The sequence below is a fragment of the uncultured Pontibacter sp. genome, assembly GCF_947492645.1.
GTDB lineage: Bacteria > Bacteroidota > Bacteroidia > Cytophagales > Hymenobacteraceae > Pontibacter.
On record NZ_CANLMZ010000008.1, the window covers coordinates 598,129 to 620,458 of the forward strand.

General features: G+C 46.7%; 18 protein-coding genes. 11 read left to right on the plus strand and 7 right to left on the minus strand.

What is annotated here, in order from left to right; all coding sequences use genetic code 11:
- Positions 1-6: 6 nt before the first annotated feature.
- From Q1A23_RS13005 to Q1A23_RS13015, 3 genes are read right to left on the minus strand one after another with little or no spacing between them, the layout of a single operon-like run.
- Positions 7-786, minus strand: a complete 780-nt coding sequence (locus tag Q1A23_RS13005; protein ID WP_299823997.1) for a sensor histidine kinase — start codon at positions 784-786, stop codon at positions 7-9.
- Positions 783-1,445, minus strand: coding sequence for a hypothetical protein (locus Q1A23_RS13010; RefSeq protein WP_299823999.1), 663 nt, complete (start codon positions 1,443-1,445; stop codon positions 783-785). Before Q1A23_RS13010 ends, Q1A23_RS13005 begins: the two co-directional genes overlap by 4 nt.
- Complete coding sequence (locus Q1A23_RS13015; protein WP_299824001.1) at positions 1,445-1,771, minus strand: hypothetical protein; 327 nt, start codon at positions 1,769-1,771, stop codon at positions 1,445-1,447. The genes Q1A23_RS13010 and Q1A23_RS13015 overlap by 1 nt, the downstream gene beginning before the upstream one ends.
- Before the next feature lie 103 nt (positions 1,772-1,874).
- On the opposite strand from Q1A23_RS13015, the gene Q1A23_RS13020 reads away from it, so the two are divergent.
- On the plus strand, positions 1,875-2,687 hold the full coding sequence (locus tag Q1A23_RS13020) for a class I SAM-dependent methyltransferase (protein ID WP_299824003.1): 813 nt from the start codon (positions 1,875-1,877) through the stop codon (positions 2,685-2,687).
- Positions 2,688-2,861: 174 nt separating this feature from the next.
- A complete protein-coding gene (trxA, locus tag Q1A23_RS13025) occupies positions 2,862-3,167 on the plus strand; it encodes a thioredoxin (RefSeq protein WP_299824005.1) in 306 nt (101 codons plus the stop codon).
- 97 nt (positions 3,168-3,264) lie between these two features.
- Here trxA and Q1A23_RS13030 read toward each other — a convergent pair whose 3' ends face one another.
- Positions 3,265-4,641 (minus strand): ATP-binding protein, encoded by a 1,377-nt coding sequence (locus Q1A23_RS13030; protein WP_299824006.1) that lies wholly within the window; start codon positions 4,639-4,641, stop codon positions 3,265-3,267.
- Entirely contained in the window at positions 4,631-6,013 is a 1,383-nt protein-coding gene (locus Q1A23_RS13035; protein WP_299824008.1) for a sigma-54 dependent transcriptional regulator, read from the minus strand. Before Q1A23_RS13035 ends, Q1A23_RS13030 begins: the two co-directional genes overlap by 11 nt.
- A gap of 236 nt (positions 6,014-6,249) precedes the next feature.
- Between Q1A23_RS13035 and Q1A23_RS13040 the strand changes: the two genes are divergently transcribed.
- The 9 genes from Q1A23_RS13040 (at position 6,250) to Q1A23_RS13080 (ending at position 19,312) form a co-directional block, all read left to right on the plus strand.
- Positions 6,250-7,569 (plus strand): efflux RND transporter periplasmic adaptor subunit, encoded by a 1,320-nt coding sequence (locus Q1A23_RS13040; protein WP_299824010.1) that lies wholly within the window; start codon positions 6,250-6,252, stop codon positions 7,567-7,569.
- A gap of 118 nt (positions 7,570-7,687) precedes the next feature.
- Entirely contained in the window at positions 7,688-8,401 is a 714-nt protein-coding gene (locus tag Q1A23_RS13045) for an ABC transporter ATP-binding protein (RefSeq protein ID WP_299824012.1), read from the plus strand.
- On the plus strand, positions 8,382-10,793 hold the full coding sequence (locus Q1A23_RS13050) for an ABC transporter permease (RefSeq protein WP_299824014.1): 2,412 nt from the start codon (positions 8,382-8,384) through the stop codon (positions 10,791-10,793). Before Q1A23_RS13045 ends, Q1A23_RS13050 begins: the two co-directional genes overlap by 20 nt.
- A gap of 117 nt (positions 10,794-10,910) precedes the next feature.
- On the plus strand, positions 10,911-12,104 hold the full coding sequence (locus tag Q1A23_RS13055) for a hypothetical protein (protein WP_299824016.1): 1,194 nt from the start codon (positions 10,911-10,913) through the stop codon (positions 12,102-12,104).
- A 158-nt stretch (positions 12,105-12,262) separates the two neighbouring features.
- A complete protein-coding gene (locus Q1A23_RS13060; RefSeq protein ID WP_299824018.1) occupies positions 12,263-12,718 on the plus strand; it encodes a DoxX family protein in 456 nt (151 codons plus the stop codon).
- A 22-nt stretch (positions 12,719-12,740) separates the two neighbouring features.
- Complete coding sequence (locus Q1A23_RS13065) at positions 12,741-14,615, plus strand: peptidase M61 (RefSeq protein WP_299824020.1); 1,875 nt, start codon at positions 12,741-12,743, stop codon at positions 14,613-14,615.
- Positions 14,616-14,643: 28 nt separating this feature from the next.
- Positions 14,644-15,996, plus strand: a complete 1,353-nt coding sequence (locus Q1A23_RS13070) for a TolC family protein (RefSeq protein WP_299824022.1) — start codon at positions 14,644-14,646, stop codon at positions 15,994-15,996.
- 185 nt (positions 15,997-16,181) lie between these two features.
- On the plus strand, positions 16,182-18,506 hold the full coding sequence (locus Q1A23_RS13075) for a TonB-dependent receptor (protein ID WP_299824023.1): 2,325 nt from the start codon (positions 16,182-16,184) through the stop codon (positions 18,504-18,506).
- Positions 18,506-19,312: a DUF4249 domain-containing protein gene (locus Q1A23_RS13080; protein ID WP_299824024.1), complete on the plus strand. Its 807-nt coding sequence runs from the start codon at positions 18,506-18,508 to the stop codon at positions 19,310-19,312. The genes Q1A23_RS13075 and Q1A23_RS13080 overlap by 1 nt, the downstream gene beginning before the upstream one ends.
- Positions 19,313-19,382: 70 nt before the next feature.
- Here the strand turns inward: Q1A23_RS13080 and Q1A23_RS13085 are convergent, their stop codons facing one another.
- Together Q1A23_RS13085 and sppA are read right to left on the minus strand one after the other, a co-directional pair.
- Entirely contained in the window at positions 19,383-20,198 is an 816-nt protein-coding gene (locus Q1A23_RS13085) for a purine-nucleoside phosphorylase (protein ID WP_299824026.1), read from the minus strand.
- Between the two features lie 291 nt (positions 20,199-20,489).
- The gene (sppA, locus tag Q1A23_RS13090) at positions 20,490-22,250 is read right to left on the minus strand and encodes a signal peptide peptidase SppA (RefSeq protein ID WP_299824028.1); all 1,761 of its coding nucleotides are present in this window, start codon (positions 22,248-22,250) and stop codon (positions 20,490-20,492) included.
- Positions 22,251-22,330: the final 80 nt, after the last annotated feature.

Consider the following 22,330-nt stretch of genomic DNA (forward strand, 5'->3'; position numbering starts at 1 on the left):
TTAAATTTAAGAAATTGGAATGCAAATATCAGCTTTTGTACCCGAATTTTTAGCTGAGTGGTAAGCAAAAGTACCATTAAGTAGATGAATTCTTGCCTGTAAGTTCATTAACCCTAGTCCCTGGCTGCTGTTTTCCTGAGACTCCATCAATTTTTTGTAATCAAAACCTACTCCGTTATCTGTATATGTTAGGTACAGTTCCTGTTCGCTGAACTGCAACTGCACGGTTACTATACTTGCGTTAGCGTGTTTAAGTGTATTGTTTAGCAACTCCTGCACTACCCGGTAAAGCGAAAGTTCGAGTTTAGGAGCTATACGCCTGTTGTTATCATTACAAATAAGCTCCATGGTTGTACCGGAAGTTTCTGGCAAGGACCGTTTCATGGCGTCCAGGGCACGCTGCAAACCCATTTTTTCGAGCACAACAGGCATTAAACCATGCGATATGCGGCGCACATTGCCAATTACATCATCCAGCATGCTCTTAATACCTTGTCCGTTTGTCTTATCCTGCAGGGGGGCTATAAGTTGGTGCAGGTTTAACTTTACGAGCGCAAGTGTAGCGCCAACATCGTCGTGCAGGTCGCGGGCTACGCGGCGGCGTTCCTCCTCCTGCGCCTCTAAGGTGGCATCAAGTATCTGGCGTTGCTTCATTTCCTGGATCTCGCGGAGTTGCACCTGGTGCTGCAGCATACGCCGCTGGTACATAAACACGAAGCCTATAATGCCAATGGCCAGGGCAAGTAAAACAGGTGTAATGTATAAAACAGGTTCCAGCGTTTTCAATTTCTAGCTAATCTCTTTAAAATGAACACCAATGCAATATTGAAAAATATATTTAGCACCAAGATAATGGAAATGCATATTCGGGCCGCATCATACGACTCGGCAAGAGCAGCGTTGAACATGATAGATGACATGGTACTACCTGACTTAACGATCAGCAATGCGCAACTTAACAAAAACACCGGGTCCCTATCCAGGTAAGTAATGCTTAGGTCGTTGGCAACTTTGTAAAAGTATAAAATCGCAATACTGATAAGCAGTACGTTTTCCACCATTTTCACCATAGAATTCATCTGCATGATGCCTTCACCAAACACGGCGTTACCAATGCTGAACAAGATGAATAAACAGGTTGAGACCAGAATGCTGCGCTTAAAGTACTTCCGCTTAAAGCTTTGGTAATAGATGGCCGCAAGTATGCTAAACTCTATGGGGCTGTACAGGTGCTGCAGCCAGATATTATTGCTTGTGCCCAGGTACACAGTAATTTGCCCCGCAGCCTCTATTGCTACTGTTGATAAAATAAAAAGGAACAGGAGCTTGAACTGCCTGTTGTTATTTTTGAGCAGCAGCAAAAGGGCTACTATAAAAGGTAATAGTGGGCTAAAAGAGGAAACCTCAATCATCCACGGGTAAACTTTTCGTAAAAAAAACTCCATTAACCTATTAAACCACCTCCTGTGCTGCAATCCGGAGGACAGATTTTGGAGCTGTCCACCACCAGGTCTTCCACGTCGTTTCCGGCTGCGTCAGCGCCTACAAGCACCAACTGTTTCTGGCCTTTTTCATCGCGTGCATAATAAATGCGTATGCCCATGCATCCTTCCTGGTCCAGGAGCCGCTGCAGAATTTCACGGCCATAAAAATGTGCTTTTATAACTGTATTCTCAGCTCCCTCAGCTTCTGCTCTGCGGTAGTTCGCTGTCCATTCGGCTGCCAGCGCACGATCTATTGGTGCACCTTCTGTACCGTCAAATTTTGCCATTTTTTCTTTGTTAAGGGTTAGAACACTAAATATAGGAATTTACTAATTTACAATTATAAAGCATGCGTCATTAAATCATAATTAAAAACATATATTTAGCATTATGGAAGACTATGATTTATACTTTGAAACCAATCGCAACCTCTGGAATCAGAAAACGCCGGTACACTTAGCGTCTGAGTTTTATAACATGCAGGCATTTATGGCTGGCCAAACGTCGTTAAATCAGATTGAACTTGCAGAGTTAGGCGATGTGGCAGGCAAAAGCATGCTGCATCTGCAATGCCATTTTGGGCAGGACACGCTATCGTGGGCACGTTTAGGGGCAGATGCAACCGGTATTGATATAGCGGACGAAGCCATAAAACAGGCGCGGGCTTTAAATGAGCAACTTAACCTGAAAGCAAAGTTCGTGCGCTCTAACCTCTACGACCTCAAAGAGAACCTGCAAGGCCAGTTCGACATTGTTTTTACATCTTATGGCACCATTGGCTGGCTACCTGACCTGAACAAGTGGGCCGATATCATAAACCACTTCCTGAAGCCCGGAGGCACCTTCTACATAGCAGAGTTCCATCCGGTGCTTTGGATGTTTGACGATAATTTTGAGAAGATCGTTTATCCTTACCTTAACAACCACAAGCCAATTGTGACAGAAACCACCGGCACATACGCTGAACGTGATGCAGCTATTACGCATAAAGAATATGGCTGGAACCATGGCTTGGGCGAAGTAGTGACAGCGCTTACCAGCCGTGGCATTTTACCGGAGTTCTTGCATGAGTATCCTTACTCGCCTTACAACTGCTTTGCCAACATGGTGCAGGGCGAAGATGGCTATTGGCGCATTAAAGGCTTTGAGAACATGTTACCAATGGTATATTCCATTAAAGCCACCAAGCAGGAAAGCATGTAAAGCAAAATGTAAGACTAACCTTTATTTTTATTCTAATGCCCTGCCTACAGAGGTGCTTCTTTTAACCTCTGCGCTAAAACACACGCCCGAAAAAGGAAGTTGAAAGTATAAATCGAAATACATTTTACATTTGCAGCCGTACAAAGTATAAACCAGCATAAAGCACTTTTAACTATGGCTAAGAAATCATTTAAGGAGTTAATCAGCAGCCCAGGCATGCCCGTTTTAGTTGACTTTTACGCAGACTGGTGTGGCCCCTGCAAAGCAATGAGCCCGGTTATACAGCAGCTTGCCAACCAATACAACGGTAAAATAAAGGTGATCAAGGTAAACGTAGACAATAACCAGAGTGCAGCAGCGCAGTTTAAGGTGCAGGGTGTGCCTACATTTATACTTTTTAACAAAGGCCAGCAAGTATGGCGGCAGTCTGGGGCTATACCGGCACAGCAGCTAACGCAGGTTATACAGCAGTATGTTTGACTAGCTTCGCGGTTGATGATAAATTATACTTAAGATGATAGCATGTTTGCACTACACATGAAGCCTTGGCAGCCCAAAGCAAAGCTTTTACAAACACTTAACTGTTCAGCATCTTCAGTTGCAGCGTAAATACTGTTTCGCCGGGTTTGGTGCTTACCCTGATAGTGCCGCCGTGCTGTTGCATTACCTGTTTCGAGAGGCTTAGGCCAATGCCCGAGCCCTGTTTCTTGGTTGTGTAGAAAGGTATAAAAATCTTGTCCAGCACATCTTCCGGAATTCCCGGCCCATTGTCTACAACATCAATTCGCAGCTTATCGCGCTCTTGTTCCGGCAAATAGGCAACAACTTCCACACATGGTGTAGTTGAGCTCTGGCAAGCTTCCATTCCGTTTTTAATCAGGTTGATAAGCACCTGCTCCAGTTGTTCTTCATCTCCCATAATTGCTGCCTTATCATCAGGCAAGTACATTTTAAGGGAAACATGATGGGTTTGCATATCGGCCTCCAGCAGGCGGTGCACGCTGCGCAGCAGCTCTGCTACTTTAAGCGGACGTAGCTCGGGGGCAGGCAGGCGCATCAGGCGGCGGTAATTTTGCACGAAGTTAAGCATGCCGGCACTTCTTCTCTCAATAGTTTGCAGCCCGGCCTGTATATCTTCCAGGCTCTCCTCTTCAATCTCTTCTCCTGCTTTATACTTTTCTACTACATCGGTTTGCACCAGGCTGCTTATTGTAGCGGTTAGTGATATGACAGGCGTAATGGAGTTCATGATCTCATGGGTGAGCACCCGGATAACTTTTTGCCAGGTTTGCAGCTCTTTCTCCTCCAATTCGGATTGTATGTTCTGCAGCGTAACAATTTTAAGCTTATGCCCCTGCGATATCATCTCTGTTACATGCACATTCAGCAGCAATTGGTTTTGGCCAGCCTGTACCGTAATCAAGGCTTTGCCGTTATTGCCGGTGTTTTTCAGGGCCTGCACCAACTCGGGACTAACCCGGTGCAGGGCATCCACGTGCTGCAAATATGCCACGTGCAGCATTTCTTTCACGGCCTGATTGGCCAGGAGCACATTACCATGTTCATCAAATGTAAGTATACCCACGCTTACCTGCTCCACGATGGCCTGCAGGTAGTGATAATTTGCCTCCTGCTCTGCTTTGATGCGCATAAAAGCATCTGATATGGCATTAAAGCTTTGGTAGAGGTTTTGGTAAGATGTGTTTTTATTATTAGAGGCGAAGCGTTGCGTAAAATCGGAGTGCAGCATGGCCTGCAAAAAACTGCTGATGTCGCGGTTTGTGCGTTCTACAAAGTATACCAGATCATAGATCAGGAACAGGGCCAGCAAAAAAAGGCAGAAGGCCGTCACATACCAATCGGTGCGGTTCAGGATTACCAGGAAGCCCACAATCACTATAACTAGCAACAGCAGGCGCAAAAGCAGATTTAGCCGGAACCCTCTAAAGACCATGCTTCTCTATTCTGCGGTAAAGTGCTGTGCGGGTAATGCCTAGTTCTTTTGCTGCGTGCGTAATATTACCGGCATGCTTTACCAAAGCTTTCTGCACCATTAGCTTTTCCAGGCTTTCTAACGTATGGTCGGTTTCGTTTATACTTGCCTGTGCTGGTTGTTGCACCTGCGATGGCTCGTTTGGCGCCAGATAAAAATCGTCGGGGTGCAGTTCGTCTCCATCGCAAAGTATAACGGCACGCTCCATGGCATGGTCCAGTTCCCGGATGTTGCCCGGCCAATGGTATTCTTTTAAGCGTTGCCAAGTACTGGCGTTCATATGCAGGTCGCTGCGGTCATACTTCTGGCTGTACACCTCCAGGAAGTGCTTTGCCAGTAACGCAATATCTTCGCGGCGTTCGCGTAAGGGCGGCAAATGGATTTCTACGGTATTGATCCTGTAAAGCAAATCCTGCCGGAAACCTCCCTCCCGCACCATGTTATACAGCGGCATATTGGTGGCACAAATCAGGCGAATATCGATGGGGCGTGGTTTGTTTGTGCCCAGCCTGATTACCTGCCTGCTTTGCAGCGCCGTTAACAGCTTTGCCTGTAGTGCCGGAGAAAGGTTTCCAATCTCATCCAAAAACAAGGTGCCACCTGTGGCGGCCTCAAACCGGCCTGCCCGGTCTTCTTTGGCATCGGTAAAAGCACCTTTGGCATGCCCGAAAAGCTCGCTTTCAAACAGAGTTTCGCTTACGGCTCCCAGGTCTACTTTCTCAAACACCTGCTCCGCCCTTTTGGATTTGCGGTGGAGCGCACGCGCGGCCACTTCTTTGCCGGTTCCGTTTTCGCCAAGTATAAGCACGTTTGCGTCGGTAGCAGCCACTTTATCTATGGTCTGGTACACGCGCTGCATGGCCGGAGACACACCTATAAAACCATCGTAATGAAAAGTTGTACTTTGCTTTACCGCTGCTTCGCTGCTGCGTTGGCCGGTGCCGGTTTTATTATGGCAGGCTGTTTTAAGTATGGCAACCAGTTTATCGTTTTGCCACGGTTTCAGCACAAAGTCGGAGGCGCCTTCCTTTAAAGCTTTTACCGCCAGCTCAATGTCGCCATAGGCAGTCATCAGGATTACAGTTGTTTTAGGAGATAAAGTAATAATCTGCCTTAACCAATGAAAACCTTCTTTACTAGAGGTGGCGCCGGTGCTATAGTTCATGTCCAGCAACACGACATCAAACCCGTGCTCTTGCAGCATGCCCGGAATATGATAAGGATCAGAAGTGGTAAGTACGGTGGCAAAATGCTGTTTCAGGAGCAGCCTTCCGGCTACCAGTATGTCCTCTTCATCATCTACAATAAGTATCTTGCACGGTATTTTACTCATAGTTTATAGCCTTATCTGAGCGTGGGTATGTATGTAAAAGTACAGTTTTTTATATAATTCGCGATAATTTAAGAAGTATAAAATATCTACAAAACACCTTAGGCAACTGCACACTTCGTGTAGCCTATACTTTACTGTTCGGTTGCAGACAGTAGAGTGTTCGGTATCGGACATAAAAAGCGTACAATCACACAAACAAAGTCCCCAAAATACTGATTATCAATAATATATAATTAATGGCACATTTATTGGCAAACTGTTTAAAGAACTATGAAAAACAATTGCTTACTGTATTGAATTCTGCCATGGATCGCGTAATTGAAAAGAAAAAAAACACTCCTAAAAAGATTGCCCTGATAGTTGCCGGCGCATTGGCGTTGGTGCTTGTTATTTACAACATTCTTTTCGCTGAGCATACTTCTAAACTTAACGTAGATAGTGGCCGCGTAACAATCGGGAATGTGCAGAATGGTATGTTTCAGGAGTTTATTGCCGTGGATGGTTCTGTAGATCCTATCAACACTTTTTTCCTGGATATAACGGAGGGTGGCCGCGTGGATAAAATTTATACTGATGACGGACGTACGGTGCAGAAAGGCGATACCATCCTCAAACTATCGAACACCACGCTCCAGATTGACTTTATGACGCGCGAAACGCAGTTGTATGATTTGATGAACGAGCGCCAGAACTCTGAGATTACCATGAAGCAGGACCTTATCCGGAAGGAAAATGAGTTGGCTGAAATAGAATACAACCTGGCCCTGGCAAAACGCAAGTATGAGCGCAACAAAATGCTTATCGCCGAAAAGGTAATTCCACAGGAAGAGTATGAGGCTTCCAAAGATGAGTTTAACTACCTGAACAAACGCAAAACACTAGCTGAGCGCTCTGTTACCCAGGATGCCAAATTAATGAATGACAGACTGAAGCAGCTGGATGAGTCTATCAGAAGAATGGACGCTAACATCAGCATGGCCCGCAACACCCTGAACAACTTATACGTGGTGGCTCCTTTTACCGGGCAGCTTTCTTCGCTTAAGGCTGAGGTGGGTGAGTCTAAAGCACCAGGCGAAAACATTGGCCAGATTGATGACATGAACGGCTTCAAGATCAAATCAAGAATTGACCAGCACTACATTTCAAGGGTATACCCGGGCCTGACCGGCACCTTCGACTTTAACGGAAAAACCCATAAGGTAAAAGTAACCAAGGTACTACCAGAAGTACAGAACAACACCTTTCAGGTGGATATGGAGTTTGCTGACGGTGCCCCCGACGGTGTAAGACGCGGCCAAACGCTGCAGCTTAAACTAAACCTGAACGATGGCGGCGAGGCCGTACTGGTGCCTCGCGGTGGGTTTTACCAAAGCACAGGCGGCAACTGGGTTTTTGTGGTAGATAAATCGGGTAGTTTTGCTGAGAAACGAAACATTAAGCTTGGCCGCCAAAACCCGAACTACTACGAGGTGCTGGATGGCCTTAAGCCCGGCGAGAAAGTGGTGCTGTCGTCTTACGACACCTACGGCGACATTGACCGGCTTGAGCTTCGGTAAGCTGCAAATCATCGAAAGTATAAAATCATTGAATTCGTTTAGTATTTAATAATACCACAGCTCCATTAGTACAAAATAAAGCTAGAAAAACATTTACAACTCCAACAACTGAACAAACATGGAAGAACTAGTAATTGAAACCCAGAACCTGCAGAAGCGCTACGTAACCGATACCGTTGAGACAACTGCCTTAGCTGGAGTAAACTTACAAATTGTAAGAGGAGAGTTTGTGGCCATCATGGGCCCTTCGGGTTGTGGAAAATCTACGCTGCTAAACATACTTGGTCTGCTAGACTCGCCGAGCGATGGCAGCTTTAAGTTTTTAGGGCAGGATATTAGCCGTGCCAGCGAGCGCCAGCGTGCCAAGTTGCGCAAAGAAAACCTAGGGTTTGTGTTCCAGAGCTTTAACCTGATAGATGAACTTACGGTGGAAGAAAACATTGGTCTGCCGCTGGCTTACCTGGGCGTTTCTAAAGCGGATACAACTAAAAGAGTACAGGAGGCAATGGAACGTATGGGTATTGCCCACCGCCGCAGCCATTTCCCGCAGCAGTTATCTGGTGGCCAGCAGCAGCGTGTAGCCATAGCAAGGGCAACGGTATCTAACCCGGCACTTATACTTGCCGACGAACCAACTGGTAACCTTGACTCGGTGCATGGCCGTGAAGTGATGACGTTATTATCTGAGCTAAACGACGCAGGCACAACCGTGGTAATGGTAACGCACTCTCCTTCTGATGCAGAATATGCCCATCGCATTGTAAACCTCTTCGACGGCCAGATCGTGACAGAGAACATCAACGTGAGGCGACATGCTGCAGAACTACTTTAAAATTGCCTTCCGGAACCTGTACCGGAACAAAGTATATTCTGCCATCAACATTATTGGCCTGGCAATAGGCGTGGCTTCCTGTATACTTATTTTCCTGTATGTGCAGGACGAATTAAGCTACGAAAGCAACTTCAGCAAGTCGGACCGTATTGTGCGCGTGGTGGGAGAAGTAGCTTTTGAGGGCCATAAAGATGATTTTGCCGTAACGCCCCATCCGCTGGAGCACGAAATACGTAAGTTTACGAGCGTAGAAACCGTAACCCGGTTTACGCAGGTGCGCAGGCAAACCATCTGGTACGATAACCAAAGCTTTAGCGAAGATAAACTGCTGGCTGCCGACAGCTCGTTTTTTACTGTTTTCGATTACAAATTTGTAGCCGGAAACCCGGCTACGGCATTAGATGCCCCCAGAACCATTGTGCTGACAGAAGAGCTTGCAGCTAAGTTTTTTGGTGGTGCCCAGCAGGCAATGGGGAAAGTGCTAAAATTTAGCCGCGACTCTTATACTGTAACAGGTGTATACCAAAACGATGGCCACTCGCACATAAATCCATCCGGCTTACTTTCAACAGCCGGACAGGATGATGCCTTGACTGATGAGGAGCGTAAAAACTTATGGTTTAATTTTAACCATTACACCTATGCCTTGTTACCTGAACAAGCTAACATATCTACATTTCAGCAGCAGCTTGATAACCTTACAGCTACTATCGTAAACCCCTGGATAAAAGAAAACAGGTTAAATGCCGAAACGAAGTTTATTGCGCAGCCCCTCAAAGCTGTTCATTTTGATACACAGTATGAACATGGGCTTTCACCAACAGGCAATAAAGCTTATGTGTACATCTTTAGTGCTGTTGCAGTATTTCTGTTACTGATTGCAAGTATAAATTATATGAACCTGGCCACAGCCAGATCGGCAAAACGTGCTAAAGAAGTAGGCTTGCGAAAGGTTGTTGGCGCAGATCGGAGTCAGCTTATCAGCCAGTTTCTGGGCGAGTCTATGCTGCTTACCCTGATAGCCGTATTGCTGGCGCTGGCGCTGGTGCAGGTGTTTATCCCGAGCTTTAACATCCTTACCGACAAACATTTTACTTCTAATTTCTTCCTGCAATGGGAGTTTATACTTGTGCTGTTGGTAATTGTGTTGCTGGTTGGCGTAGTGGCAGGTAGTTATCCGGCTTTTTTCCTCTCACACTTCAAACCAGCCGACGTTCTGAAATCAGATAAAATGCCCCGAGGCGGAAGTGCTACTTTAAGAAAGGCTTTAGTGGTATTGCAGTTCAGCATCTCGCTTATCATGATTATAGGCACCATTGTGGTGTTCGCGCAAATGCAGTTTCTTAAAAACGCAGACCTAGGGTACCAGAAAGAACAGGTGTTGGTGGTAGATGTGCCAGGCGGCGACTCTACGCTAGTACAGCGCCTGCCGCTGATAAAGCAGAAGCTGCTGCAGAACCCAAACGTGTTAAGCGTTTCCAATTCCTACAGTATTCCTTCCGAATCATTGAACCGCACGCTTATGCTGGTGGAGCAAGGCGACAAAATGGTGGAAAAAACAATCGACATTATGGGTGTTGATTATGACTTTTTACCGCTGATGGGCATTGATGTTAAAGACGGACGCAACTTTTCCAGGGACATCAAGACGGACCAGAAATCTGGTATAATCATAAATGAAGCTGCCGCCAAATGGTTGGGCTGGGGCGAGGATGCTGTTGGCAAGAAAGTTAATAACGGTGACACAACACTAGCCGGAAACCAGGCACGTATTATTGGTGTGGTAAAGGATTTCCATATACAGTCTTTGCACTCGGAAGTAAAACCGCTCGCCATACAACTAATACCTGAGTCGCCGGGGTATTTGCTGGCGCGTATCTCCCCAAAAAACCAGGCAGCCACCATACAATTTGTAGAAGAGCAATGGCGCCAGTTCGACCAGAAGCACCCCATGAAATATTTCTTTTTAGATGAGTATTTCGACAGGCAGTATAAAGCCGAGGAAAAAATGCTGGTAGTGTTCGGCTATTTTGCAGCACTAACTATTTTTATTGCCTGCCTGGGCTTGTTTGGCCTTGCTTCTTTCACAGCTGAGCAACGTACCAAAGAGATCGGCATCCGCAAAGTACTCGGTTCCTCTACAGGCAGTATTGTCATGCTTTTATCCAAAGAGTTTGCTTTGCTGGTACTGATAGCTATTGCCTTTGCAAGCCCCATTGCCTGGTACGGCATGAACACCTGGCTCCAGGATTTTGCCTATCGTGTAAACCTGAGTTGGTGGATATTTATAATTGCTGGCTTCGCAGCCATGACCATTGCCCTCGTTACCGTGAGTTTCCAAGCCATGAAAGCCGCCCTACTTGATCCTGTTTCTGCTTTGCGGGCACAGTAGGCCATACTTAAGTTTGTTGTTTGTGTTAAGGTGAATGCTTAGGGGAGTTTTTGAAGCAATTCATACTCCCTGAGGCAACCTTACAAGCCACTAGCGCATCTGCTATAAAAATAAGCCATGAAAAATATGTACAGAAAAGTTATAATAGCCGCCATCGCTGTAGTAAGCATAGCCAGTATTGCTGAGGCAAAAACCTTAAGTATAGTTGCCGTAACGCAGCAGGATACGATCAAAAGCCGGGTTAAAAATAACACCCATGTTGTAACCAGCAACAAAAACGGAAACAAAGGCAACTACATTTACATTAACAACGGCACCCACGAAGAAATAAAGTATAACGGTGACATTAACCTAACCGAAGACTTTAAAGATGTAAAGAGCATCTCGGCAAACGGTTACCTGCGCTACCTCAAAAAGGGAAACGGTGTAAACAAAAAGCTTGAAATCCAAAGCGACAAAAACGGCAAGCTTACCCGCAAGTATTACGAAGGCGGCAAAGAGGTAGCCTATGAGCCTGCAGGTAAAAAGTGGCTACAGCTGGAAATGCCAACCATTATAGCGAAAACAGGAATCGGCCTGGAGGCGATGGTGCAAGACATTTACAAGAAAGGTGGGGCAAAGGCCGTACTGGCAGAAGCAGATAAGATAGATGGCGGCAGTAGCAAGCTGAAGATTGTAAGTTACCTGATGGCACAACCCAACTTGTCTGCCCCAGACACCAAACTGGCTTTACAGCACGCCGCAGTTGCCAGCAACTCTGATTACGAGCTAGGCAAACTACTTAAAAAAGTACCTGCAGCCCGGCTTGCCAAAGACGACCTGGCTATTGCATACTTGCAGGCAGCCCAAAAGATATCTTCCGACTACGAAAAGGGCAAAGTGCTAAGCCACTTTCTGGCTACGCCACACCTGAGCAAAAATACAGCCGCCGCAGCTGTAAAAACGGTGAATTCCATTTCTTCGGATTACGAAAAAAGCAAGATAATTCAAAAGATGGCCAACCAGGAAAGTTTCCTTACTGATAACTACAAGCTTACTTTCGGCGCCATCAACAGCATCTCTTCCGATTACGAGAAAAGTAAATCCATCAGCAGCATACTTAACAAACAGAAACTATCGGAGGCGCAGTACCAGGCATTATTCCCGGTGGTTAGCAGCATCAGCTCTGATTACGAAAAAAGCAAAGTGCTGCGCAATATGGCTTCCCGGCTGCCAGCCAATGCTACTGCCCTGCGCGAGGATTATAAAAAGACAGCCAAAACAATTAGCTCCGACTACGAATACCGCAAAGCAATAGAGGCGCTTAATTAGGGTTCATCTACAAAAAAGCGGCGATGGTCGAAAACAGGAGTGCAGGCCTTACCTAAAGTGCTATATTAGAGTAAAGTATTTATACTTGATCGTTACAGCCAACTGCTGTGCTTTTACTTCTGGGCAGCTTTCGACAGTATTTTAGGGCAAGCAAACGAATGGGCATTAAAGCATTTTCCTTTTTCCGCCGCTACAACACGTATGGTGTGCTTTTTATACGGCTTGCCATTGGGGTATTTCTGCTTTACGGCGTGCAGGACAATGTTTTTAGCTGGGATAGAATGCTGGAGTTCAGGGATTTTCTGGAGGAGCGTAAAGTGCCATACCCTTTGCTGGCTGCTCATTTGTCAGTATACCTGCAGTTTATCTGTGGTATACTGCTGCTGATAGGCGGCGCAGTACGGTGGGTTGGATTACTGCTGATCATCAATTTTACAGCGGCCATTCTGATTGCGCATACCGGGCAGTCGTTCCCGCAGTACTACCCTGCAGCGCAGTTGATAGCTGTAGGCTTTTTCTTTCTTTTTAACGGTGCCGGGCCTGTGTCGATGGATGCTTACCTGCACCGGAAACGAGCACAAAGTATAGATCGTACGTTAGCAGTTAAGGCATGATCTTATATTTATACTTTATACTATGTTGATAAAAAAATCTATTCTGCTGCTGAGCTTAGGGCTTAGCCTCACTTTAACCGGGCACGTTGCGGCGCAGCAAACTGCAGCTGGCAAGTATAACTTTACCCTGGACCTGACACAGGTTAAGGATGATAAAGTGCAGGTAACGCTACAAGTGCCACAACTAAAGCAGAGCGAAGTAACCTACATCATGCCCAAAATAGTACCCGGCACCTACTCTGTTTCTGACTTTGGCAGGTTTATAACCGATTTTAAAGCCTTCGATAAGAATGGGAAAGCGCTGGCAGTAGAACAACTAGACACTAACCGCTGGAAAATTGGCAATGCCACCAATCTTTCTAAAATTACCTATTGGGTAGACGATACCTTTGATGCGGACATGTCTGAAAACGCCATATTTGAGCCCGGCGGCACAAACATCGAGGCAGGCAAGAACTTTCTGATAAACACCTTCGGGTTTGTGGGCTACTTTGACGGTATGAAGCAAATACCTTACGAGCTGAACGTAACCAAACCGGAGGGTTTCTATGGCTCTACCCCGCTTGTGGCTACCTCCAGCACCGCCACATCAGACAAGTACCTGGTGCCAAATTACATGGACCTGGCCGACTCGCCACTAATGTATAACCGTCCGGATACTACTGTACTTAAAATCGGTAAAGCAGATGTGTTGGTGTCGGTATACTCTCCGAGTGGGCGCGTTACATCCAAACCCATAGCCGATAATGTACGTGACATACTGGACGCACAACGCAAGTACCTGGGTGGCACCTTGCCTGTAGATAAGTATGCGTTTCTGATCTATGTGCCGGAGCGCGTAGGAAAATCAGGGTCTTACGGGGCATTGGAGCACTCGTACTCATCGGTATACTTTTTACCTGAAATGCCGGCAGAGCAGTTCAGCTCTACTATAAAAGATGTGGCCGCGCACGAGTTTTTCCATATCGTAACGCCACTCAACATACACTCCGAAGAGATCGGCAATTTCGACTTCATTGACCCTAAAATGTCGAAGCACCTGTGGTTGTATGAAGGCGTAACTGAGTATTTTGCCTCGCATGTGCAGGTATATGAGAACCTCTACGACCTGGATACTTACCTGGGCAAGCTGCGCGAGTACATTGCCACTTCCAGAATGTACTACAACGACACCTTGCCTTTTACAGAAATGAGTGCGCTGGTGCTGGATAAGTATGAAAAAGAGTATGGCAATGTATACCAGAAAGGTGCACTCATAGGGTTGGTGCTGGATATAAACCTGCGTGAGCAAAGCCAGGGCAAGTATAGCCTCCGCGATCTTATGCTGGATCTGTCGAAAACCTACGGCAAAGAGAACTCCTTTAAAGATGATGAGCTTTTTGATAAAATAGCGGAGCTTACCTCTCCTGAGTTAAGAACGTTTTTTGCAAAACATGTGGAAGGATCAGAACCGCTGCCGCTGGAGGAAACTTTCCGGAAGGTTGGTATTACTTACCAGCCTGTCGCCAACGAAAGTATAAACTCTTACGGTGGTTTCACACCTGGCTTTGACAGAGAGGCCAACAAGATTATCGTAGCAGAAATTGATGACATGGATGCCTTTGGCAAACAGATGGGATTTCAGGTAAACGACCAGTTGCTCAAATTTAACGGCACCGACATTACCACCGAAAACATCCGCGAGTTGATAGGCGAAAGGCTGCAGCAGATGAAGCCCGGCGAGAAGATAACCATTACCGTAGGCCGAAAGAATGCAAAAGGCAAACTGAAGGAGAAGAAGTTGAAAGGCAAGGTAACTGCCATAGAGCAGCAGGCCGTGCATGTGCTTACCCCAGACCCAAATGCCACCGAGCAGCAGAAAGCCCTACGCGCTGCCTGGCTTAACAGCGAAGTATAAACTACAGCCATAAGTACAACCTAAAACTATGAAAAATCTTTTATCCAAAGCCCTGCTGAAAAAGCTGGGAGGGCTAGCTGCATGCCTCTGTTTGGCAGCAGCTGTACAGGCACAGGAGGTGCTCACGCTGGAGCAAAGCCTTAACCTGGCCCGCCAGAACAACGTGGCGCTGCGCCAGGCAAAGTATAACAGCACCAAAGCCGACATCAACGTTAGCCGCAGCAAATTCAGTTACCTGCCAGCTGTTGCCGCCAATGCAGACCTGAACAAAATTAACGGCCAGACTTTTGACAACGTGACGGGGCAGGTAAAGAACGGCACCACCACTACCTCATACCCATACCTTAGCGGCCAGGTAGTTCTGTTTGATGGTTTCACAAAATTGTTTGAGTTGAAGCGGGCACGCCAGATAGCCGAAGCCAGCACATACGCCGCCCAACAGGCAGAGATAGACCTGGAAGCAAACATTACTAACTATTACCTGCAAGCCCTCCTGGACTTTGAAAACATCACCATTGTGCAAGAGCGGATAAAACTATTGAATGCCCAGCTGGAGAAAATGGAAAAACTGGAGCGCGCCGGTGTGCGGGCCCAGGACGAAGTATACCAGATAAAAGCCCAGATTGCCACCGAAAAGCTGAACCTGATCACGTTCCAGAATAATTACCGCAGGGCAAAGCTGCAACTGGCGCAGGAGATGAACGTGGAGGGCAACCAGGACTACGCACTCCAAACCCCGACGACACCAATCGATATAAACATGAGCCTGCCAGGTGAACAGGATATCATGGCACGGGCGCTGGGCTTCTCTCCTTTGGTAAAGTCGTCAACGGCATCGCTAGAGGCAGCTAAAAGTAATCTGAAAGTTGTCAGAAGCAATTTCTCGCCAACGCTCTCGTTAGAAGGAGTGCTAAGTTCTAACTATACCAGCAACGTTTTAAAAAATCCCGGCAATGGCGATTTCAGCACCATCCCATACTTTGAGCAACTGGACCTGAACCAACGCAAGATTATAGGCCTGAGCTTAAGTATACCATTGTTTAACGGCCTAAGCCGCCATTTTGACTCTCAGACAGCACGTTTAGACCTGCGCAACGCCGAACTCGACCTGATTGCACGCCAGAACCAACTTCGGCAAACGGTGCAACAAGTATACTTAGATGTATTGGCAGCCCAGGAAAAGTATAATACCGTTGTAGCCAACCTGGAGTATACAGAAAAAGCCTTTGAGTCGGCTAAGAAGCGATATGAACTGGGCACCATCGACTTTTTCGCCTACATGGAATCTTTGAATAATAAAAACAGAGCCCAAACGGAACTACTCCAAAGCAAATGTGAGTTCTACTGCAAGCAACGCATTTTGGAGCTCTACCAGGGATAAAATATTACTACTACCTATCTATCTACCGGGAGCCGTTGCCTTTACAGGTGCGGCTCTCACTTTTTAGATAATTACCAGAACCACAGCGCAGTAAAACCTGTGTGTGGGCAAACAATTTGTGTTTATCTTTATTATACAATAAGGTTTCTATACTTTTAACACGCTTCCGACATTTAACTGCCTGCATGCGCTATCCCTTTTATTTCTTGCTTTTTATACTTGTTCTGGCACTTACGTTACCAGCCGTTGCGCAAAATTATACTTTAAGCGGCATGGTGCGTGCAGCTGCCACCGGCGAGGCACTAATAGGGGCAACCGTGGCCGTACCGGGCTTAAAAACAGGCACCACCACAAACGAAAACGGTTTTTATACGTTGTCGCTGCCACAGGGTAGCCACGTGGTGCAAGCCAGTTATATTGGTTATGATGCCTCCAGCAATACGGTTACCGTTTCGGAAAACAACCTAACGTTAAACTTCAGCCTTAGCCCTGCCACTACTGAGCTGCAAGTGGTAGAGATTGAGGCGATGACGCTGCGCCAGAAACTGAACGATACCCGCATGAGCGTGGAAACCCTTACCTCCAAAGAAGCAAAGCTGCTGCCGGCCCTGTTCGGCGAGGTTGATTTAATTAAAACGCTGCAGCTAAAGCCGGGTGTGCAGTCAGGGGGCGAAGGCTCTTCGGGCTTGTATGTGCGTGGCGGCGGCCCGGACCAAAACCTGGTGCTGCTGGACGATGCGCTGATCTATAACCCATCGCACTTGTTCGGCTTCTTCAGCGTGTTTAATTCTGATGCCGTTAAAAGCGTGGAGTTATACAAAGGAGGTTTCCCGTCGCAGTTCGGAGGCAGACTTTCGTCGGTTGTAGATGTAGAGATGACCGAAGGAAACAACGAACGCATACAGGCAACAGGCGGGCTCGGCTTAATTTCATCGCGGCTCACGTTGGATGGCCCTATTGTAAAAGACAAGGCTACGTTCCTGATCTCGGGACGACGCACCTATGTAGATGTGTTTACCCGCCAGCTAAACCGCCTGAACGAAGACAAAAAAGACTATAACCCCATCCCGGATTACTATTTTTACGACCTCAACGGTAAATTTAGTTACAAGCTGGGAGAGAAAGACGAGCTAAGCCTCAGCAGTTACTGGGGCCGTGATTTTTTCACGTTCCGGGACGATGATTTCAGGTTTGGTTTTGACTGGGGCAACAGCATGGCTAACCTGAACTGGCGCCATAAGTACAACGACAGGCTATACTCCAACACCTCCGCTGGCATTACCAGCTACAAGTATACCATCAACAACGAGATCGACATCTTCAGCTTTAAGCTTACCTCTGATATAGAGGATTATACTTTAAAAACTGATTTCGACCTTTTTCTGTCGGGGGGGCACAGCCTTAAATTTGGAGCAAGCGCCACCCGCCACAACTTTACCGTTGGCCGCCTGAACTTTGACTCTGAGGACAACAGCCAATCGTTTGGGGCTGGCAGCAAGTATAACGCAACCGAATTTGGCGCTTACATTTCTGATGATTACCAGGTAAACGCGCAGCTATCACTTAACTATGGCCTTCGCTTTTCGGGCTTTAACAACGGCAAAACATACTTTGCCCTGGAGCCACGCATTGCCGCCAAGTATAACTTAACCGAGAACACCTCGCTTAAAGGCAGCTTCGCCAACATGATGCAATATGTGCACCTGATAGCAAACTCAGGCGCTTCGTTGCCAACCGATATCTGGTACCCATCCTCTGCCTCGGTAAAGCCGCAGCGGTCGCAGCAGGTAGCAGCAGGCATTAGCCACCTGTTTGGCAACGGGCAGTTTCTGGTAACCAACGAGGTATACTATAAATGGATGGAGCGCCAGATTGATTTCCGGGATGGCGCCAACCTTTTTGTGAACGATGACCTGGAGGCTGAGTTTCTGTTCGGGAAAGGCAAAAGCTATGGAACCGAAGCATACATCGAGAAAATAAAAGGCAAAACTACCGGTTGGGTTGGCTATACCTTATCCTGGACGTATCGCAAATTTAACAGCGAAAACCCCGAAGAGGCTATAAACGATGGCAAATGGTTTCCGACGCGCTACGACAGGCGGCACGATATAAGTGTGGTACTGCTGCACCAATTAAGCAAGCGCATAAACCTGACAGGCGCCTTTACCTACGGCACAGGCAACGCCTATTCTTTGCCGGTTGCCAGGTTTGCTTTTCAGGATGTGCAGGGGCAACGCTCTTCTGTCGTGCCTGTCTATTCCGAGCGTAATGGCTTTAGGCTGGAGCCCAACCACCGCCTTGACCTGGGGCTGGTGCTTAAGTTAAAACCAAAACGTGGCGCCGCCGACCTTACGTTTAGCGTGTACAATGCCTACAACAGGCGCAATCCATACTTTGTGTATTTCGACCAGCTAGAGGATGAAGCAACCGGCCAGATAACAAAATTCCAGGGCAAGCAGGTTTCGCTCTTCCCGACTATACCATCTGTAACTTACAACTTTAAATTCTGATGAACCGCAAGCTATTATCATACTTCATCGTGCCCCTGCTGCTGCTTACTGCCTGCGACCTGGAAAAGGACATTGAAGTGGCTTTACCAGCGCATACTTCGCAGCTAGTGGTAGAATGTTACCTGCAGCCGGGCAAAACCTATAAGCTTACCGTAACCGAAAGTGTATCTTACTTTGATGCGCCGCAGTCTCCTTTTGTGACAGATGCCGAAGTATACATCACGCACAATGGCCGCCGCATCAAATTAAACTACCAGCCCCACACCTACCAGTCAGCAGGCAAATACTACACCCATACCTCTACGGAGGTAATGCGTGGAAAACCCGGAGATATATATGGGCTGGAGGTAACAGACGGCAAAGGCCGCAAGGTAACCGGCTTTACAAAAGTACTGCCTGTTGTTCCGATTGAAGAGGTGGAATGGAAGTTTAACGAGAAAGAAAAAGCATACTTACTTACCACTTATCAAGACGATCCGAATGTGGCAAATTATTACCGCTTTGTAACGCACATTGATAGTGTGGGCACTAAGCCAGACCGCGATTTTACGACCAGCGATAACCTGACAAACGGTAAGCGTACCTCTATCGGCTCGGCTTACGATTATGCCCGTAACGACACCATCATTGTATCGCTTTACCACATCGAAAAACAGTATTACGACTTCCTGAATTCTGTTGATGATGCACAAGACGCCAACGGCAACCCTTTTGGCCAGCCCTCCCGAATAAAATCGTCAGTACAGGGTGGCTTCGGGATCTTTACAAACTTAGCCTACCAGCGAAAAACGGTGGTACTGCACTAGTTGCGCAAGGCATAAATGAGAAAGGGCGAAGCATAACTTCGCCCTTTCTCATTTATGGGTGGCCGATGGCCTACTGCAACCTGATCAACTCTTTAATCAGATGCGTCATGCGTGGTTCTGCAATGGCTGCCGCTTCCAGAATATCAGCTAAAACAACTTTCTTTAGTTTATCCGGTGTGCACAAGTCTGTAATAACCGAAACAGCAAACACCGGCATACCCATGTGGCGGGCAGCAATTACCTCCGGCACCGTAGACATGCCCACGGCATCCGCACCAATTATACTTAAGTATTTATACTCTGCAGGTGTTTCCAGCATAGGGCCTGGCACACTAACGTAAACCCCTTCACGAATATCGAAGTCTGCATCCTCGGCTACGATCATGGCCTGGCGCACCATTTCTTCGTCATACACATCACTCATGTCCGGGAAGCGAGGGCCCAGCTCGTTGTGGTTTTTACCGATAAGCGGGTTACTTGGCTGCAGGTTGATATGGTCCGTGATCACCATTAAATCGCTGGTGTTAAAGCTTGGGTTAAGGCCGCCGGCTGCATTAGACACAAACAGCTTTTTAACGCCCAGCAGCTTCATAACACGCACCGGAAAAACAACCTGGTCCATGGTATAGCCTTCGTAATAATGAAAGCGACCCTGCATAACAACAACTGGTCTATCGGCCAGCTTACCGAAGATTAGCTTACCGGAGTGGCTTTCTACGGTTGATACCGGAAAGTTTGGGATATCGGCATAAGAAAGCGCATACTGTACTTCGATATCGTTTACAAGGGCGCCAAGGCCGGTGCCAAGTATAACCCCGAACTCAGGAGCAAAATCGCCTATTTGTTTCTGTATATAGCTGGTAGATTCTTTTAAAAGCTGCATCATGTGCTGGTTTGTAAAAATTTGAATGAGTGACTAAGCGAATATAAGCGTGCAAAGTAATTCAATCCTGTCCGGTATTAAAATGACTTTGCTCATAAGTATACGTTACCGCATAACTGCATTTATACTTCTGAAAGCACCTGCTGAAGGAAGTATAAATGGACCGGCAAGTTGCAAAAAAATAGGCTGCCCCAAAAACAAAACCGCCTTTAGGTGTTAAACCCAAAGGCGGTTTTTATACTTGATAAGTGTGGCTTCCTGATGCTTAGGCTCAGAAATACACTTGATGATTGTTTACTGAACGCTTAACTCGTAAGGCATGCGCGCCTGCACACCTTTTATGGTTTCTACTTTCTTGTACAGTTTATAATATGGGTAAAGCTCTCCAAGTTCAGCCTTAACAGACTGCTCTTTTGCCTGTGCGCTCATGTCGCCCAGCATTTCGCTAAAGAAAGATTTTCGGGCAGGCAACTCCTTCAAACGGAAATCATCGGCAACACCGGCTCTCTTGGCAGCTATCTCAATGGCTGTTTCCAGGCCACCGTATACATCCACCAGGTTGCGCTGCTTGGCTTCTGTGCCAGACCATACTCTACCAGAGGCATACTCCTTTAGCTTGTCCTGGGTCATGTTACGGCCTTTTGCAGCTTTGCTTGTAAAGGTTTCGTAAATCTGGTCTATCTGATTTTGCACAATCTCCTTTTCAGCTGCCGTCATCGGGCGCGTAATTGTAGGAGCCTCCGAGAATTTGCCCGTGCTTACGTGATCTACAGTAATGCCCAGCTTTTCATTCAGGAAGCCCTGTATGTTAGGTATCACACCAAAAACACCTATACTTCCGGTAATGGTGTTGGGGTGCGCCACAATCGTATCGCAGCCCATGGCCATGTAATATCCTCCAGAGGCAGCCACATCAGACATAGAGGCAATTATTGGCTTCACGCCTTTAGTAAGCTGAATCTCGCGCCACATCACATCTGAGGCAAGGGCACTTCCGCCCGGTGAGCTGATGCGCAGCACAATGGCTTTCACGTTCTCATCCATACGGGCATCACGGATAGCCTCTGCATACTTACGGCCACCAATGTTGTCTTCGTCACCTTCACCATCCACAATATCGCCTTCAGCATAAATAACGGCAATACGGTTTTTAGAGGTGCTTACATTCTTGTCCTTTACTTTTTTATACTTCGATAGCTCTACCAGTTCCAGTTTATCCTTTTCCTCTTTGCCGGTCTCGTTTTTCATGTAAGCGATGGCTTCGTCAAAGTAACCGATGTCTGTTATCAGCTTGTAGCGCTTGGCATCATCCGGGTTGCGCACCAACAGGTTATCCTGCACATTCTTCAGCTCCGCTACATCAATTTTTCTGGCTTTGGCGATGTTCTGCAGTTGGTAATCGTTAATGGAATTCAGGAAAGAGTTTAGCTGCTCGCGGTTTGCCTCGCTGGCTTTTTCCAGGAAGAAAGGTTCTACGGCGCTTTTGTAAGTACCTACTTTAAAGATCTGCGCTTCGATGTTCAGTTTATCCAACATCTTTTTAAAGAAGAACATCTCCGAGCTCATGCCATTAAACTCGATAGTAGCCAATGGGTTCAGGTAAATTTTATCAGCTACAGATGCCAGGTAATATGCTTTTTCTGTAGACAGATCGGAGTAAGAAACCACAAACTTACCTGACTCCTTAAAGTCAATCAGCTCGTTACGGATTTCCTCCAGTTTACCCATTCCTGCATCTACAAAAGTCATGTTAAGGAAAATGCCTTTCACATTATCGTCTGTTTTTGCCCTGCGGATGGCTGCTTTTATCTCGTCCAGCCCATCAGAGCTGGAGAAGCCGCCAAAAGAGAAGCCAAGTTCTGCGAATGGACTTTTAGGGTCGCGTTCTACAATAGGCTTATCAAATTTAAGCTCCAGCACAGAGGCCTCTTTAACTTTTACTTCGTCATCGGAGGATGCGCTAGCTGCAATGCCAACCAGTATAAGTATACTGATGAAGAAGAATATGAGCATGCCCACAATAGTGGCCAGCACATATTTAAGAAAATTCAACATATGGATTTTAGTGTTTGTTATACTTCGTTGATTGTGCTGCTATACGTAGCCTCACACTACAATAAACAAAAATAACGCAT